Annotated in this window: 11 protein-coding genes; 8 read left to right on the top strand and 3 right to left on the bottom strand. The window is 75.2% G+C overall.

Going from position 1 to position 16,496, the window contains the following annotated elements; genetic code table 11:
- Positions 1-16: 16 nt before the first annotated feature.
- Together ACZ4WQ_RS39150 and ACZ4WQ_RS39155 are read right to left on the bottom strand one after the other, a co-directional pair.
- Positions 17-1,834 (bottom strand): DUF5691 domain-containing protein, encoded by a 1,818-nt coding sequence (locus tag ACZ4WQ_RS39150; protein ID WP_398374647.1) that lies wholly within the window; start codon positions 1,832-1,834, stop codon positions 17-19.
- On the bottom strand, positions 1,831-3,267 hold the full coding sequence (locus tag ACZ4WQ_RS39155; RefSeq protein WP_398374645.1) for an SWIM zinc finger family protein: 1,437 nt from the start codon (positions 3,265-3,267) through the stop codon (positions 1,831-1,833). The genes ACZ4WQ_RS39150 and ACZ4WQ_RS39155 overlap by 4 nt, the downstream gene beginning before the upstream one ends.
- Positions 3,268-3,466: 199 nt before the next feature.
- Between ACZ4WQ_RS39155 and ACZ4WQ_RS39160 the strand changes: the two genes are divergently transcribed.
- The 8 genes from ACZ4WQ_RS39160 to ACZ4WQ_RS39195 all read left to right on the top strand — a co-directional run bounded on the left by ACZ4WQ_RS39160 (position 3,467) and on the right by ACZ4WQ_RS39195 (position 15,128).
- Positions 3,467-4,582, top strand: a complete 1,116-nt coding sequence (locus ACZ4WQ_RS39160; protein ID WP_352130529.1) for an ATP-binding protein — start codon at positions 3,467-3,469, stop codon at positions 4,580-4,582.
- Positions 4,579-7,050, top strand: a complete 2,472-nt coding sequence (locus ACZ4WQ_RS39165; RefSeq protein ID WP_398374643.1) for a DUF5682 family protein — start codon at positions 4,579-4,581, stop codon at positions 7,048-7,050. The genes ACZ4WQ_RS39160 and ACZ4WQ_RS39165 overlap by 4 nt, the downstream gene beginning before the upstream one ends.
- Positions 7,047-8,255, top strand: coding sequence for a VWA domain-containing protein (locus ACZ4WQ_RS39170; protein ID WP_385341037.1), 1,209 nt, complete (start codon positions 7,047-7,049; stop codon positions 8,253-8,255). The genes ACZ4WQ_RS39165 and ACZ4WQ_RS39170 overlap by 4 nt, the downstream gene beginning before the upstream one ends.
- Positions 8,256-8,417: 162 nt before the next feature.
- A complete protein-coding gene (locus ACZ4WQ_RS39175; protein WP_398374640.1) occupies positions 8,418-9,263 on the top strand; it encodes a hypothetical protein in 846 nt (281 codons plus the stop codon).
- A 98-nt stretch (positions 9,264-9,361) separates the two neighbouring features.
- Positions 9,362-10,765 (top strand): hypothetical protein, encoded by a 1,404-nt coding sequence (locus ACZ4WQ_RS39180; protein WP_468022786.1) that lies wholly within the window; start codon positions 9,362-9,364, stop codon positions 10,763-10,765.
- A 331-nt stretch (positions 10,766-11,096) separates the two neighbouring features.
- On the top strand, positions 11,097-12,272 hold the full coding sequence (gene sucC / locus ACZ4WQ_RS39185) for an ADP-forming succinate--CoA ligase subunit beta (protein ID WP_311724309.1): 1,176 nt from the start codon (positions 11,097-11,099) through the stop codon (positions 12,270-12,272).
- 20 nt (positions 12,273-12,292) lie between these two features.
- The gene (sucD, locus tag ACZ4WQ_RS39190) at positions 12,293-13,177 is read left to right on the top strand and encodes a succinate--CoA ligase subunit alpha (protein ID WP_014177349.1); all 885 of its coding nucleotides are present in this window, start codon (positions 12,293-12,295) and stop codon (positions 13,175-13,177) included.
- A 184-nt stretch (positions 13,178-13,361) separates the two neighbouring features.
- Positions 13,362-15,128 (top strand): cell division protein PerM, encoded by a 1,767-nt coding sequence (locus tag ACZ4WQ_RS39195; protein WP_398374636.1) that lies wholly within the window; start codon positions 13,362-13,364, stop codon positions 15,126-15,128.
- A gap of 329 nt (positions 15,129-15,457) precedes the next feature.
- On the opposite strand, the gene ACZ4WQ_RS39200 is transcribed toward ACZ4WQ_RS39195, so the two are convergent.
- Entirely contained in the window at positions 15,458-16,405 is a 948-nt protein-coding gene (locus tag ACZ4WQ_RS39200; protein WP_398374634.1) for a hypothetical protein, read from the bottom strand.
- Between the last annotated feature and the right edge of the window lie 91 nt (positions 16,406-16,496).

A 16,496-nucleotide genomic window follows, 5' to 3' on the forward strand; every position in this document is an offset into this window, starting at 1 on the left:
TGGGTCCCGGCCGGCGCTATGGCACCGGGCTGACCGCCGCCGTGTCCGGCGGTTCGAGCTCGCGGCGCATCGCCGCGCGCAGCCGGAGCGTGCCCACCAGGCGCTGGAACGCCTCCGACCAGTAGCTCCCGGCACCTGGCGAGCCGTCCGCCGGCTCGTCCGGTATCGCGGTGAGCACTTCGAGCCGGTCGGCCTGGTCCGGGTCCAGACAGCGCTCGGCCAGCCCCATGACACCGCTGAAGCTCCACGGATAGCTGCCCGCGTCGCGGGCGATGTCGAGCGCGTCCACGACGGCCCGGCCCAGCGGCTCGGCCCAGGGCACCGCGCACACCCCCAGCAGCCGGAAGGCGTCGGACAGCCCGTGGGCCGCGATGAAGTCCGCGACCCACTGGGCCCGTTCGGCCGGGGGCAGGGCGGACAGCAGCTTCGCCGGATCGCGCCAGGACGGAGCGGCGGGCTGGGCACCGGCCGGGGCGCCCGGGGACGGCGGCGCGGTCGGGGCGAGCGGCGAGCCCGGGAGGGGCGAGGCGGCGGGCGGCTCGGACGGCGCGCCGAGCAGGGCGCGGGACCACTCCACATTCCGCTGCCGGACGGCCGCCCGGCACCAGGCCGCCTGGAGGTCCGCCTGCCAGCCGTCGGCGACCGGCAGTGCCACGATCTCGGCCGCGCCACGCCCGCCGAACCAAGCGCTCCAGCACTCCAGCGGCGTCGCCTCCACCAACTGGCCGAACCACCACGCCCGCTCGCCGCGCCCCGAAGGCGGCTTGGCCACGACACCGTCGCGCTCCATGCCGCTGTCGCACTCGGCCGGCGCGTCGATGGCGATCACCCCGTCGGTGAGCGAGACACAGGCCCGGGAACGCTCGGCCATACGGGAGGCCAGCGCCGAGCCGGGGAGGGCGGACAGCAGCTCGGCGGCCGTGGCCCGGACGTTCCGGCTGCGGTCGGCCAAGGCCTGCTCCAGGAACGGCTCGTCGGAGGGCGAGAGGTCGTCGCGGAGCGAGTCCAGGAACATCAGCCGGTCCTCCGCGCGCTCCATGGACCACGTGCCGCCGAGCAGCGCGAGACCGAGCTCCGGGTCGCGGTGGCGCACCGCCGTCAGCAGCGAGACCCGCTCGGCGAACAGGCCCTCCTCCCACTGGCGCTGTACGTCCGCGGGCACGGCGGGGGCGTCGGGCGCGGCCGGGGCTGCTCCGACGCCCGCTCCGGCCGGGGACCCGGCCGCGGTTCCGGCGGGCGAGTCGACTGTTGTCGCGGGGCCCGGAGTCGCGGCGCCCGCGGACCCGGGCGCTCCGGCCGACCCGGCCGCCTCCGCCGTCGTGGCCGCGCGCCCGGTTCCGCCGCCGCGCAGGGCGAACTTCCACTCCGGGTTCAGCCGGGCCAGCCACAGGACCCGGGGCCCGCCGAGCGCGAGCGCCTCGGGGCGCAGATCGGTGCGGGCGCGGGCGGCGTCCAGCAGGGCCGGGAGGAGGGCGTCAGGCGCTCGATAGCCGCGTTGGTTGGCCATGGTGAGCCACTGCGGGAGCAGCTCGGCGAGGTCGGGCGCGGAGCGCCGGCCGCCCCCTCCGGCCGAGCGCCCGGCGAGCAGCATGGCCAGCCGGTTGCGGGCGGCAGGCGGCAGCGGCGGGCGGGGGTCCTCGGGCGCGGGCGACGGGGCGGGCCGGGCTGCGGCGGGGCGCAGCCCGGCCCGCCGCAGCACGGTGCTGAGCGCGGCGGCGTCCAACAGGGCGGCGGACGCGTCCTGGCCGGGGCGCGGTGCGACGGGCGGGGTGCGGCGCTCGGTGCCGAGCAGGGCGGCGGCGACCAGGTCGTCCCAGGGCGCGGTGGTGGTCACGGCATGCCTCCATGCGGTGTCGAGCCGGTGCCGGACGGGTGCTGGAGCGGAACGGGGGCCGGATCCCAGGTGGTGAGCGGGGCGAAGCCGCGGTGGCCGCACTCGCCGAAGACCGTGACGGGGGCGCCGCCCGAGACCGCGGTCAGCCGCCACAGGTCCGTACGCCCCGCGCACCGCGGGTCGATCGGCAGGGCGGAACCGGTGCGGGTGTCCGCCAGCTGCCAGCCGTCCTCGCCGCCCGGGACCGGGGTCACCCCCGCGAGCACGACCGGCCAGGCGTCCAGCCAGGGGTCCTCGCGCAGCGCGTCACCATAGGCGGCCAGCGCTGTGGCGATGTCACTCCCGGGCGGCACGGGGGCTGCCGAGGGCGCGGGCGCGGGGGACGGCGGCGGGTCCGGGCGGGGGGTGCCGAGCGCGGCGCGCAGCGGGCGCCCGGCCGGGTAGTAGGTGAGGTCGGCGTCCAGCACGATCCCGACCGGCAGGGCCAGTTCGGGGGAGTTCCCGGCGGCGCCGAAGGAGAGCAGCAGGGCCATCCGGCCCGTGTCCTCGCCGCGCAGCCAGATGCGGCGCGTGGTCAGCCTGCCGTCGGCGCTGTCCTGCGCGCCGAGGACGAGCCAGCGGTCGGGGACGGCGGTGCCGGAGGCCAGCAGCTCGGCCGTGGTCGTGGTGAGGCCGACGCGCGAGCGGGCCGTGGTGGCCAGCGCCTCCGGGAGCCGGCCGAGGTGGAGAAAGCCCTGGTTCAGGAGGTGCAGCAGGGCGCACTCCTCCAGCAGCCGCGCGGGCCAGCCCGGGCCGGAGGACGGAATCGCGCCCAGCTCCCGCACCCGCGCCTCCAGTCCGGGCGCCTGCGCGTCGACCATGCGCGCGGCCGTCTCGTCCCAGGTCGCGTAGCCCGCGCGGTCGGCTCCGGCCAGGCCGTTCCGGAGCAGGTCCGCCAGGCGCTGCTCCAGTTCGGAGGCGCCCGCGGCGATGCGCTGGGCGCGCCGCTCGGCCCGCCGCCTGGCCGCCTCCGGGTCGGCGACGCCGCCCGGCCCCTTTCCTGCCCCGGCGGCGGCTCCGGCGGTGGCGGTTGACGCCTCGCGCTCGGCGCGCTCCCGCCGCCCGCTCAGCCACTGCCCGGCCCACTCCGGCGGCTCCTCGGCCTCCCGGACGCCCCCGCCGCCCGCCCACAGGAGGAGCAGCCCGAGCGCATGCTTGCAGGGGAACTTCCGACTGGGGCAGCTACAGCGGTAGCCGGGCCCGTCCAGATCGACGACTGTCTGGTACGGCTTGCCGCCGCTGCCCGCGCACAGCCCCCACACGCCCCGGCCGTGGGCCCCCGCTCCGGACCACGGGCCGGGCGCGGCGAGCTTGCCGCCCGACTTGCGTGAGGCGGCGTCAGGAGCCAGGGCCAGCACCTGCTCCGCCGTCCAGCGTTCCCCCTGCGCATTCATGTCCTCGACGGTACGGGCGACCACTGACAACGGCCCCGGCCTGCGGGATTGTTGACGGTCGGGCCGGTTGTCAGTGGGGTGGTGCAGGGTGGTCGAGGGTCCGGAAACGGACAAAGAGACGAGTCGTGGGGGAGCTGTGACCGTGCCTGTGCCCAACGGAGACGAGACCGCCGAGACCGGCGGCGGCACCGAGCCCGCCGTGCCCGCAGCCGAGGGGTCGGCGGGGGCTGCCGGAGCCGAGGCCCTGCGCCCACATGCCGAGGACGCCTTCGCCGAGGAGCTCAAGGCGCTCGCCGCGGCCGACGACCGCCCGCGGCCCGCCCGCTGGCGGCTGTCGCCGTGGGCCGTCGCGACGTACCTGCTCGGCGGCACCCTGCCGGACGGCACCGTGATCACACCCAAGTACGTGGGCCCGCGCCGCATCGTCGAGGTCGCGGTCACGACCCTGGCCACGGACCGCGCGCTGCTCCTGCTGGGGGTGCCGGGCACGGCCAAGACGTGGGTCTCCGAGCATCTGGCGGCGGCGGTCAGCGGCGATTCGACGCTGCTCGTCCAGGGCACCGCGGGCACGCCCGAGGAAGCCATCCGCTACGGCTGGAACTACGCCCGGCTCCTCGCCCACGGCCCCAGCCGCGAGGCGCTGGTGCCGAGCCCGGTGATGCGGGCGATGGCCGAGGGCATGACCGCGCGCGTGGAGGAGCTGACCCGTATCCCGGCCGACGTCCAGGACACGCTGATCACCGTCCTGTCGGAGAAGACCCTGCCGATCCCCGAGCTGGGGGAAGAGGTCCAGGCGGTCCGCGGCTTCAACCTGATCGCCACGGCCAACGACCGGGACCGTGGGGTCAACGAGCTGTCCAGCGCCCTGCGCCGCCGGTTCAACACGGTCGTGCTGCCGCTGCCCGCGACCGCAGAAGAAGAGGTCGACATCGTGTCCCGCCGCGTGGCCCAGATCGGCCGCTCGCTGGATCTGCCCGCGGTCCCCGAGGGCGTGGCCGAGATCCGCCGGGTGGTCACGGTCTTCCGCGAGCTGCGGGGAGGGGCCACGGAGGACGGGCGTACCAAGCTCAAGTCGCCGTCGGGCACGCTGTCGACGGCCGAGGCGATCTCCGTGGTCACCGGCGGGCTCGCCCTGGCCGCCCACTTCGGGGACGGCGTCCTGAGGGCGGGCGATGTGGCCGCGGGGATTCTGGGCGCGGTGGTCCGTGACCCGGCGGCGGACCGCGTCATCTGGCAGGAGTATCTGGAGACGGTGGCCCGCGAGCGCGACGGCTGGAAGGACTTCTACCGCGCGTGCCGCGAGGTGGGCGCGTGAGCGGCGCCGCCCCGGGCCGCGCGGCGGGGCCCGACGGGGCAGGGCCGCCCTGGCCGCTGCTCCTGGGGGTGCGCCACCACGGCCCGGGCTCCGCGCGGGCGGTGCGCGCGGCGCTCGACGCGTGCGAGCCGGGCGCCGTGCTCATCGAGGGCCCGCCGGAGGCGGACGCGCTCGTCGAGTTCGCCGGGCAGGAGGGCATGCGGCCCCCTGTGGCCCTGCTCGCCCACGCGGTGAGCGATCCGGGACAGGCGGCGTTCTGGCCGCTGGCCGGGTTCTCGCCGGAGTGGGTGGCCATCCGGTGGGCGCTGTCCCGCGGCGTCCCCGTGCGGTTCATCGACCTCCCGGCGGCGAACTCGCTGGCCATGGCGGGCCGTACGGAGGGGGATCCCGCGGAGGGTCCGCTGGAGGAAGCGGCGGAGGATCCGGCGGGGCGGGTGCGGGTGGACCCGATGGGGGTGCTCGCGGAGACCGCCGGATACGACGATCCGGAGCGCTGGTGGGAGGACGTCGTCGAGCACCGCGGCACCGGCGCCGAGGGGGGCGGCGCGGCCGGCTGGGCGGACGCGGTCGGGCCGTTCGCCGCGCTCGGCGAGGCGATGGCCGTCCTCCGCGCCGAGTACGGCCACGGCGGACATGAGCACGACGCGGTGCGCGAGGCGCACATGCGGCTGCGGCTGCGCGAGGCGCGGCGGGAGTTCGGGGACCGGGTCGCCGTCGTGTGCGGGGCCTGGCACGTCCCGGCGCTGGCCGGGAGGGCGACCGTGACCGCCGACCGCGGGCTGCTCAAGGGGCTGCCGAAGGTCAAGGCGGAGCTCAGCTGGGTGCCGTGGACGCACCGCCGGCTGGCCCGGCACAGCGGCTACGGGGCGGGGATCGCCTCCCCCGGCTGGTACAGCCATCTCTTCCACGCGGCGGACCGCCCGCTGGAGCGCTGGCTGACCAAGGTCGCCGGGCTGCTGCGCGCCGAGGACTTCGCCGTCTCGTCCGCGCATGTCATCGAGGCGGTGCGGCTCGCCGAGACCCTCGCCGCCGTGCGCGGACGCCCGCTGGCCGGGCTCGCCGAGACCACGGACGCGGTGCGGGCGGTGATGTGCGAGGGCTCCGATGTGCCGCTCGCGCTGGTCCACGACCGGCTGGTCGTGGGGGACGTCCTGGGCGAGGTGCCCGAGGCGGCGCCCGCCGCTCCGCTCCAGCGGGACCTGGCGCGCACCCAGCGTTCGCTGCGGCTCAAGCCGGAGGCGCTGGAGCGCGATCTGGAGCTGGACCTGCGCAAGGAGACGGACGCCGCGCGCAGCCGTCTGCTGCACCGGCTGCGGCTGCTCGGCGTCGACTGGGGGACCCCGGCCGCCTCGCGCGGCAGCACCGGCACATTCCGGGAGACCTGGCGGCTGCGCTGGGAGCCGGAGTTGTCGGTGCGGGTAGCCGAGGCCGGGGTGTGGGGCACCACCGTGCTGTCGGCCGCCACGACGCGGGCGGAGGCCAAGGCCGTGGACGCCACCGCCCTCGGCGAGGTCACGGACCTGGCCGAGCGCTGTCTGCTCGCCGCGCTCCCCGACGCGCTCCCGGTCGTGATGCGCGCGCTCGCCGACCGGGCCGCGCTCGACGCGGACGTCGGGCAGCTCGCCCAGGCCCTGCCCGCGCTCGTCCGTTCGGTGCGCTACGGGGATGTGCGCGGCACGGACACCGCCGCCCTGGCCGAGGTCGCCGTGGGGCTGGCCGAGCGCGTCCTGATCGGGCTGCCGCCCGCCTGCTTCGGCCTCGACGCGGACGGGGCCGCCGAGATGCGCGGCCATCTCGAAGCCGTGCACCGGGCCGTCGGCCTGCTGTCCGAGATCCGGGCGGACGGCGCGGAGAGCCCGGACGGAGGAGGCGGCAAGGACGGAGGAAGCGGCAAGGACGGCGGGCTGCGGGGCCGCTGGCTCGCCGTGCTGCGCGCGCTCGCCGAGCGTGACGGCGTGTCAGGGCTGATCCGCGGCCGGGCCGCGCGCCTGCTCCTGGACGACGGCAGGCTGGCCGAGGGCGAGGCGGCCCGGCTGATGGCCCTGGTGCTGTCGCCCGGCACCGCGCCGGCCGAAGCGGCCTCCTGGATCGAAGGGTTCGTGGGCGGCGGCGCGGGCGGCGGAATGCTCCTGGTCCACGACGAGCGGCTGCTCGGCCTGCTGGACAGCTGGCTCACGGGCGTCCCGGCGGAGGCGTTCACGGACGTACTGCCGCTGCTGCGGCGCACGTTCGCGGCGTACGACGCGGGGGTGCGCCGCACCCTGGGCGAGCTGGTCCGCCGCGGGCCCGCGGCGGACCAAGGACCGCGCCCGGTGGGCGACCCGCCCGCGCCCGGCTTCGGCCCCGGCCTGGACGAGGACCGCGCGGCGGCCGTCCTGCCGACGGTCCGCCTCCTCCTGGGCCTCGACGCCCAGCACGACAACGAGGGCAACCACGAGAACCAGTACGGGACGGAGGTGGCCGGATGACCGGGCAGGCGACCGGGGCCGCGGCGGACGAGCGGCTGCGCCGCTGGCGGCTGGTGCTCGGCGGGCAGGGCGGCGACGGCACCGGATGCTCCCTGAGCGGGCGGGACGCCGCGATGGACCGCACGCTCGAAGCGCTCTACGGCGAGGGTGGCGGGTCGGGCCCCGGCGGCGGAGCCGCCACGGCCCGCGGCGGCTCCGCCGGGGGCGGCCCGCGCTCGGCCGGGCTCGGCGGCTCCGCGCCCCAAGTGGCCCGCTGGCTCGGCGACATCCGCAGATACTTCCCGACGTCCGTGGTCCAGGTCATGCAGCGCGACGCCATCGACCGGCTCGGCCTGTCCGCCCTGCTCCTCGAGCCCGAGATGCTGGAGGCAGTGGAGGCGGACGTGCACCTCGTCGGGACCCTGCTCTCGCTCAACAAGGCCATGCCGGAGACGACCAGGACCACCGCCCGCGCCGTCGTCCGCAAGGTCGTGGAGGACCTGGAGAAGCGGCTGGCCACCCGCACCCGCGCCACCCTCACCGGCGCCCTCGACCGCTCCGCCCGGACCAGCCGCCCGCGCCACCGCGACATCGACTGGGACCGCACCATCCGTGCCAACCTGAAGAACTACCTGCCCGAGCACCGGACGGTCGTCCCCGAGCGGCTCATCGGATACGGGCGGGCGGCGCGCGGGGTCAAGAAGGACGTGATCCTGTGCATCGACCAGTCGGGGTCGATGGCCGCGTCCGTGGTCTACGCCTCCGTCTTCGGCGCCGTGCTGGCCTCGATGCGCTCCCTCGCCACCCGGCTGGTCGTCTTCGACACCGCCGTCGTGGACCTGACGGAGGAGCTGGACGACCCGGTGGACGTGCTCTTCGGCACCCAGCTCGGCGGCGGCACGGACATCAACCGGGCCCTCGCGTACTGCCAGTCGCAGATCACCCGCCCCGCCGACACCGTCGTCGTGCTGATCAGCGATCTGTACGAGGGCGGCATACGCAACGAGATGCTGGGCCGGGTCGCGGCGATGAAGGCGTCCGGCGTGCAGTTCGTCGCGCTGCTCGCGCTGTCCGACGAGGGCGCGCCCGCCTACGACCGCGAGCACGCCGCGGCGCTCGCCGCGCTCGGCGCGCCCGCCTTCGCCTGTAGTCCGGATCTGTTCCCCGATGTCATGGCAGCGGCGATCGAAAAGCGTCAACTGCCCATACCGGACAAGGAGCTGTAACCGTGGCCGGGGGGTTGCGCGGCCCCCCGTCCGTCGTGCAAGGATCAACCCATCGCCCCGGAAGTGAATCTGACCTTCCGATTGGTGATTCCAACCCTGCTTCGCCCTGTTCCGTATGCCCGTACGTCTGGGAAGGCCCCTGTCTTGTCTGCTGTGTCCGCCATGCCTGCCGCTGTGCGCCTGCCGCGCACCGCGGCCGCGCGGCGGGCGCTGCTGGCGGCGCTGTTCCTCGGGGCTTTCCTGGCACTCGCGTTCCTCTTCGGAGGCAGCGCGCACGCCGCCGAGCGTACGGACACGGGCGGGACGGTCGACACACAGGCGGCCTCCGGGCTGCTCGACCCGGGCCGCGCCGACGACACCGTGGCGCGGCATACCGGCAATGCGGCCGCGGCCGCGGGTGACACCGGGGCCGCGGGCGACGCAGCCCAGGTCACCGACGACGCCGTGCGGGATGCCGTACGGCCGGTCGAGCGGCAGACCCGGGAGCTCACCGAGCCGGTCACCGACCTGCTGGACGAGACGGGCAGCTCTCTGCCCGTCCACCTCCCCTCCGACGCGCTCGGGGGGGTCGGCGGCGACACCGGTAAGAGCGGCTCCGTGCCTGCTCATCGCCTGTTCGACGGCCGAAACGCCAAGGGCGACACGGCTCCCGTGCGCTCGGCCGAGCACACCGCTTCCCGCATCGGGCCCATGGCCCCGCGGGCGGCGGCCGTGACCGCGCCGCGCACCGTCGCCGACGACGGCCGGGCCCCGGTCGTCCGGGCGGCGCACGGCCCGGCCCAGGGCGGCGGCGTTCCGGCGCCGCTTCACCTCCCCCTCCCCGGTTCCCCGGTGGGAACCGTCTCCCAGTGCACCGGCGACAGCGGCGCCCCCCGTCACGGGGATATCCACGCCGCCCTCGTGCCCGGCGGCCCGGCGAGCCATTCGCTGCGGCCCGGCGCCATCCGCGCCGAGAGCTCCGCGCCCACGCGCGAGCGGTTCAACGAAGTCCTCGAATTCCCCGGATAGGGCAGACCTTCACCCCCGTCTGCTTGAGACCTGCCGCGCGGGGGCGGGTCAGGTCTGCCCGTCCGAACATCCCCCTGAATTCGAAGGACTTCCCCCTCATGCGTAACAACATCCGCCGTTCCATCCTCGTCGCCGCTGCCGCCACCGGTATCTGGGCCCTCGGCACCGCCGCCGCCAACGCGGCCGAGCTGCCCGACGTCCCGTCCACCGACAACGTCACCAGCACCGTCGGCGGCGCCGCCAAGACCGCCGGGGACACGCTGCCGACGGACGGCGTGAAGGACGTGACCAACGGCGTGGCCGACACCTCCAAGGTCACCGACGCCGCCGGCGAGACCGTGGACGGCGCCAAGGCCACCGTGGACGGCGCGGCCTCGAAGGTCACCGGCGCCGCGAAGGGCGCGCTGCCGGGCGTCGGCGATGTGACCGGCCTGACCGACGGCCTCACCGAGGGCGCCACCGGCAAGGCCGACCCGGCGAAGGCGGTCAAGGACGCCAAGAAGACGGTCAAGAAGGCGCAGAAGGCCGCCAAGAAGGCCGCTGACCTGGACCTGCCCACCGGCGAGGTGCCCGGCGTGGTGCCGCAGCTCCCCGGCCTCGGCTCGCTGCCGTCCGTGCCCGTCCTCCCCTCCGTCCCGGGCGAGCTGCCCGCCCTCCCCTCGGTCCCGGGCGAGCTGCCGGCCGTCCCGGCCACCCCTGAGCTGCCCGCCGCCCCCGGCTCGGCCGACAACCTGCTCGCCGCCCTCTCCGGCGCGGGCGTCCGTCCGGAGGAGCTGACCGGCAAGGCCCAGCGCACCCTGGGCGACGCCCAGTCGACCGTGGGCGGCGTGGCCCCGGGCGAGCTGCCGCCCGCCGGGCACGACGTCGTGGGCCAGGTGACCCCCGTCGTGCAGCAGGCCGCCGGTGACGCCGGTGTGCTGGGCGACGACGTGTACCTCCAGGTCGCTCCGTTCGCCGAGAACCTGGCCAACGGTGCCGAGGGCGACGCGACGGGCCTGGCCGGCGACAGCGTGCTGCTGGTGCAGGGCCTCACCATGACGGTGACCACCGACGGGCAGATCCTCGTCGGCAACGCGGTCGCGGGTGCGGAGTTCCTGGTTCCGGTGCTCCCCGGTGACCTGACGAACGCCGCCAACATCCCGGCGCTCCCGGCCCTGCCGGCCGTCCCCGCCACCCCGGCCGACCTGCCGTCCGTGCCGGACGCGACCCTGCCGACCGTCCCGGCCGAGCTCCCGACGGTTCCGGCCGACCTTCCGGCGGTTCCGGCTGACCTGCCCGCCGTTCCGGCTGAGCTCCCGACGGTCCCGGCTGACCTGCCCGCCGTTCCGGCTGACCTGCCCACCGTTCCGGCTGACCTGCCCACCGTTCCGGCTGACCTGCCCACCGTTCCCGCCGACCTCCCGGCCGCGGAGCTGCCCTCCGTTCCGGCCGAGCTGCCCACCATCCCGGCCGAGCTGCCCACCGTGGACGGCGTCGACGGCCTCGGCGGCCTGAACGTCTGAGGATGACACCACCTGCCGTACGCCGTACGGCATCTGCTTGACCGATCGGGCGGCCCTCGTTGGGGAGGGGGCCGCCCGTTCGTTTGCCCTCTGAGCAGCCCCGCTGTACGAAGATAGGTGGGTATGGTCGCGATCTGTGACCGTAATCACCGCGCCAGTGTGATCTGCGATTTAGGGACGCAGGTGCTGCGGGGATAACCTGCGAGACGGACATGCCGCGTACCCGGCGCACGTGTGCCGCCCTCGTCAAAGATCGCGTCCTCACGCTGCCACCGCGGCACGCCCGCGCAGACAACGAACCGCGATATCCATGGAAAAGGGACGGACGCGCGTGGACCTGTTCGAATACCAGGCGAGGGACCTCTTCGCCAAGCACGGTGTACCGGTGCTGGCCGGTGAAGTCATCGACACGCCTGAGGCGGCGCGCGAGGTGACAGAGCGACTGGGCGGCCGCGCGGTCGTCAAGGCGCAGGTCAAGGTTGGTGGCCGCGGCAAGGCCGGTGGCGTCAAGCTGGCCTCCGACGCGGATGACGCGGTCACCAAGGCCTCCCAGATCCTGGGCATGGACATCAAGGGCCACACGGTCCACAAGGTGATGCTCGCCCAGACCGCGGACATCAAGGAGGAGTACTACGTCTCCTTCCTCCTGGACCGGACCAACCGCACCTTCCTCGCCATGGCCTCCGTCGAGGGCGGCGTGGAGATCGAGGTGGTCGCGGAGCAGAACCCCGAGGCGCTCGCCAAGATCCCGGTCGACGCCATCGAGGGCGTGACCAAGGAGAAGGCCGCCGAGATCGTCGCCGCGGCGAAGTTCCCGGCCGACATCGCCGACCAGGTCGCCGAGGTCCTCCAGACCCTGTGGAAGGTCTTCATCGAGGAGGACGCCCTCCTCGTCGAGGTCAACCCGCTGGTCAAGACCGGCGAGGGCAAGATCATCGCGCTGGACGGCAAGGTCTCCCTGGACGAGAACGCCGCCTTCCGTCAGCCGGAGCACGAGGCGCTCGAGGACAAGGCCGCGGCCAACCCCCTCGAGGCTGCTGCCAAGGCCAAGGGCCTCAACTACGTCAAGCTCGAGGGCGAGGTTGGGATCATCGGCAACGGCGCGGGTCTGGTCATGTCGACCCTCGACGTCGTCGCGTACGCCGGTGAGAACCACGGTGGCGTCAAGCCCGCCAACTTCCTCGACATCGGTGGCGGCGCCTCCGCCGAGGTGATGGCCAACGGCCTGGAGATCATCCTCGGCGACCCGGACGTCAAGTCGGTGTTCGTCAACGTCTTCGGCGGGATCACCGCCTGTGACGCCGTGGCCAACGGCATCGTCCAGGCCCTGGAGCTGCTGAAGAGCAAGGGCGAAGAGGTCACCAAGCCGCTCGTCGTGCGCCTCGACGGCAACAACGCGGAGCTGGGTCGCAAGATCCTGACCGACGCGAACCACCCGCTCGTGCAGCAGGTGGACACCATGGACGGAGCGGCCGAGCGCGCCGCCGAGCTCGCGGCTGCGAAGTAAGGGAACAGGTCACCAACACCATGGCTATCTTCCTCACCAAGGAAAGCAAGGTCATCGTCCAGGGGATGACCGGGTCCGAGGGTCAGAAGCACACCCGTCGGATGCTCGCCTCGGGCACCAACATCGTCGGTGGTGTGAACCCGCGCAAGGCCGGTACGAAGGTCGACTTCGACGGCACCGAGGTACCGGTCTTCGGCACCGTCAAGGAGGCCATCGAGGCCACCGGCGCGGACGTCACCGTCATCTTCGTCCCGGAGAAGTTCACCAAGGACGCGGTCATCGAGGCGATCGACGCCGAGATTCCGCTCGCCGTCGTGATCACCGAGGGCATCGCGGTCCACGACACCGCCAACTTCTGGGCCTACGCCGGCCAGAAGGGCAACAAGACCCGCATCATCGGCCCGAACTGCCCGGGTCTGATCACGCCGGGTCAGTCGAACGCGGGCATCATCCCGGCCAACATCACCAAGCCGGGCCGGATCGGTCTCGTGTCGAAGTCCGGCACGCTGACCTACCAGATGATGTACGAGCTGAGCGACATCGGCTTCTCGTCCTGCGTCGGCATCGGCGGTGACCCGATCATCGGCACCACCCACATCGACGCCCTGGCCGCCTTCGAGGCCGACCCCGACACCGACCTGATCGTGATGATCGGCGAGATCGGCGGCGACGCGGAGGAGCGGGCAGCGGACTTCATCAAGGCCAATGTCACCAAGCCGGTCGTCGGCTATGTGGCGGGCTTCACCGCGCCCGAGGGCAAGACCATGGGCCACGCCGGTGCGATCGTGTCCGGTTCCTCCGGCACCGCGCAGGCGAAGAAGGAGGCCCTGGAGGCCGCGGGCGTGAAGGTCGGCAAGACCCCGTCCGAGACCGCTCGCCTGGCCCGCGCCGCGCTGGCCGGCTGACGCCGCCCGCCGGAGCGCACGGCTCACGGGCGCGGGCCCGCATCACCCACTCGGTGGTGCGGGCCCGCGCCCTTTTCCGTCTCCGCCGCCTCTATCGCGAAAAGGGCATAAGCGCAATCTTTGCGACACGGCGACTAATCGCCTGATGTGCGGATGAAACGGCTGTTATTGGCAGCATGGGCGCGTGACCCAATTGACCGAACGCAGCCCGTCGTTGTCCCCCCATGGCTGGCCGCGGCGCCGCGCCGTGCTCCGGCGCCCGTCCTCCGCGGTCAGGGAGGCGTTCCTCGGCGGCGTCGTGGCCGCGGGGCTCGGTCTTGGCGCGCTCGCCGTCGTCGTACTTCTGCTGTGGATCACCTCCTCGGACCCCGACAGCAGCCCGGACGGGGCCCTGCACATCGCCGCCGACCTGTGGCTTCTCGCGCACGGCGGGGACCTCGTACGGAGCGGGGCGGCGTCCGGGGGCACCGCGCCCGTCGGGCTCACCCCGCTGCTGTTCAGCGCCCTGCCGTGCTGGCTGCTCTACCGGGCCGGGCGGCATGCGATCGAGACGGGCGTGCCGGACGAGGAGGCGGAGCCCGAGGCGGCGGGCGGCGGCGAGGGGCGGTGGCTGCCCGACGGGGCCCCGCTCCACCCGCGTACCGCCTTCGGATGGGTGACGGGCGGCTATCTGCTGGTCGGGGTGGCGATCGTGGTGTACGCCTCGACGGGGCCGCTGCACGTCGAACCGCTCAGCGCCCTGCTGCATCTGCCGCTGGTCGCCGCGGGCGCCGTGGCGGTGGGGGTGTGGGCGGCGGACGGACGGTTCCCCGTCCCGCTGCTGCCCGCCCGTGCGCGCCAGGCGTGTCGTCGGTGGCGTGGCCGGCTGGGTGAATGGGCGCGTGCCCGGTTGCTCGCCCGGCTGCCGCGCGCCGTACGGCTCGTCGCGGCCTTCCACCGGCTGAGGCGGCTGGTGCGCCTGGTGTGTCTGGTGCCCTTCGTACGGCTGCGGTCGACCGGCGCGCGGCGGGGCGCCGCCCCCGGGTCCGCCGCGTTCCGGCCGCCGTTCCACCGCACCCCCGCGTTCCGCGGCGGGACGCTCCGGGCCGCCGGGGGCGCCCTCGCCGTGCTGCTCGGCACCGGCGCGCTGCTCACGGCGGTGTCGCTGATGAGCCACGCGGGCGAGGTGCAGTTGGCGTTTCTGGAGCTCAGCGACGAGTGGTCCGGCCGTTTCGCGTTGTTGCTGATCACCCTGGCGCTGCTGCCGAACGCGATCGTCTGGGGCGCCGCGTACGCACTCGGCCCGGGGTTCATGGTCGGCGCCGCCGCCGTCGGCCCGCTCGGCGCGCCGGACTACCCCGACCTGCCCCGCTTCCCCCTGCTGGCCGCCTTGCCCGCGGAGGGCGGGGGCACCCTGCTGGGTTGGGTGACGGGGTGCGCGGCGGGGGCGTCGGTGGCGTGGTTCGTCGCGATCGCGGCGGTACGGCGGGCGGACGGTGGCGAAGGCGGCGAGGGGCGGCGGGCGCCGCGCCCGGCCGTGGCGGTGTGGGGGTGGGGGCAGACCGCCCTGATGGCCGCCGGCGCGTCGCTCGGCTGCGCGGCCGCGATGGCGGTGCTGGCCGCCGCGTCCGGCGGGGCCCTGGGCACCCACGGGCTCGCCGAGCTGGGGCCGAGCGGCTGGCGTACGGGAGCGGCAACGCTGGTCTGGACGGCGGTGCCGGGGATCCCCGGAGCGGTGCTCCTGCGGTGGCTGCGGCTGTTCGTGCCCGCGCTGCTGGCCTGGTGCGCCCGCAAGGCGGAGGCCCGGGCGTGGGCGGCCTCGGCGACGCGCGCGCAGGAGGGTCGCGACGAGGGCCTGGCGGCGGCCGGGGACGCGTCGGCGCCGTGGTGGCGGCAGTTGCTCCCGCGTGCCGCGGCCCCCGCGCCTGAGGCTGACCCGGCGGCCAAGCCACCCGCTGACCTGGGCCATTAGGCCTGTCCGGCGGGTCTCGACGCCTGCGGCGGGCCTCTTCCCCACCCCGCCCCTTCCCGATTCCTGGGGCTCCGCCCCAGACCACCCCGGTCCTCAAGCGCCGGACGGGCTGGCTGTGCTTTGCCCTCAAGCGCCGGGCGGGCTTGGTCCAGCCCGTCGGGGGCACCTCCCAGCGGTAGCTGGGGGAGCTTGAGGACACGCCCGCAGGGCGTTCGGGGGTCCGGGGGCTTGCCCCCTCACGCGGCGGAGCCGCATATCGATGCTGCGGGAAGGGGCGGGGCGGGGAACAAAGCCCGCCGCAGGCGGCCGATGCGGCCGCGCTCGCCCGCTCAGTCCTCCGTGCTGAGCAGCGGCCGGAGCTGCTTCGGCAGCAGGTCCTCGCAGGCGTGCCGGGACGTTTGGGTGAGGGAGTCGTCCACACACGAGTAGTAGTCGCTGTAGACGATCTGGACGGTGAAGGTCGCCGCGACGATGGCCAGCGCCAGACCGCCCGTGACCAGCCCGCTGATCGCCGCCGTGGCCTGCGGCTTCGAGGGGCCGGTGCCCGGCGCCGGGAGGTGGGCCGGGGTGGCGCCGGGGGCGGGCGGCGGTGCGTTCAGCGGGGCGGCCGAGGGGGGCGTCGCCGGCGCGGGCCGGCGCGGCTTGGCGCGCAGGGAGCTGATGCCCCAGTAGAGGGCCAGCGCGCCGAGCAGCAGCGCGATCTGCGGCAGGCTGAACAGCGCGAAGAAGAAGCCCCACATGCCCGCGAGCAGGGCGTAGCGGGCGCGCCGCTGGGCGGGGTCGGTCGGGTCCCAGCGCGGGCCGCCCGAGCCGCCCTGGCCGCCGTTACCGGACGGCCGCCCGGGGCCCGAGCCGAAGCCGCCGTTCTGGCGGCCGGGCTGGCGGCTGCTCCACTGGCTGCCCCAGGCCGGGGGCTGCTGCGGCGCGCCGTCCTGGCCACCCGCCGCGCCGTCCTGGCCACCCGGTGCGCCGTCCTGGCCACCCGGTGCGCCGGGGGCGCTGGGCCACGGAGGCGCGCCGGCCCCGCCAGGCCCGCCGGCCCCACCGCTGTCGTTGCCGTTGTTGCTGCCGTTGTTGCTGCCGCCCTCACCGCCGCCCGTCGCGGCGTCGGGCCGGGCCCTGGGCTGCCAGGGCTGGTCCGGCCGTCCCTCCGGCGGCGGCGCGAAGGGGTTGTGCTCCTCGCGCCCGGCGGGCGAGCCCTCGGGCGAGGCGGAGGAGGACGGGGACTGCTGCTCCCGGAGCAGCGGCGTCGTGCGCGACGTGCGGGCGTGCCTCATCGCGGCCCCCCTGTACGGGCAGGGGTCGGCGTGAGGCAGTGAGCCGCGCGGCGGCGTCGGTCCGGCATGTGGAGGTGTCTTCCCCTTGTGT

The organism is Streptomyces sp. NPDC028305 (assembly GCF_055569495.1).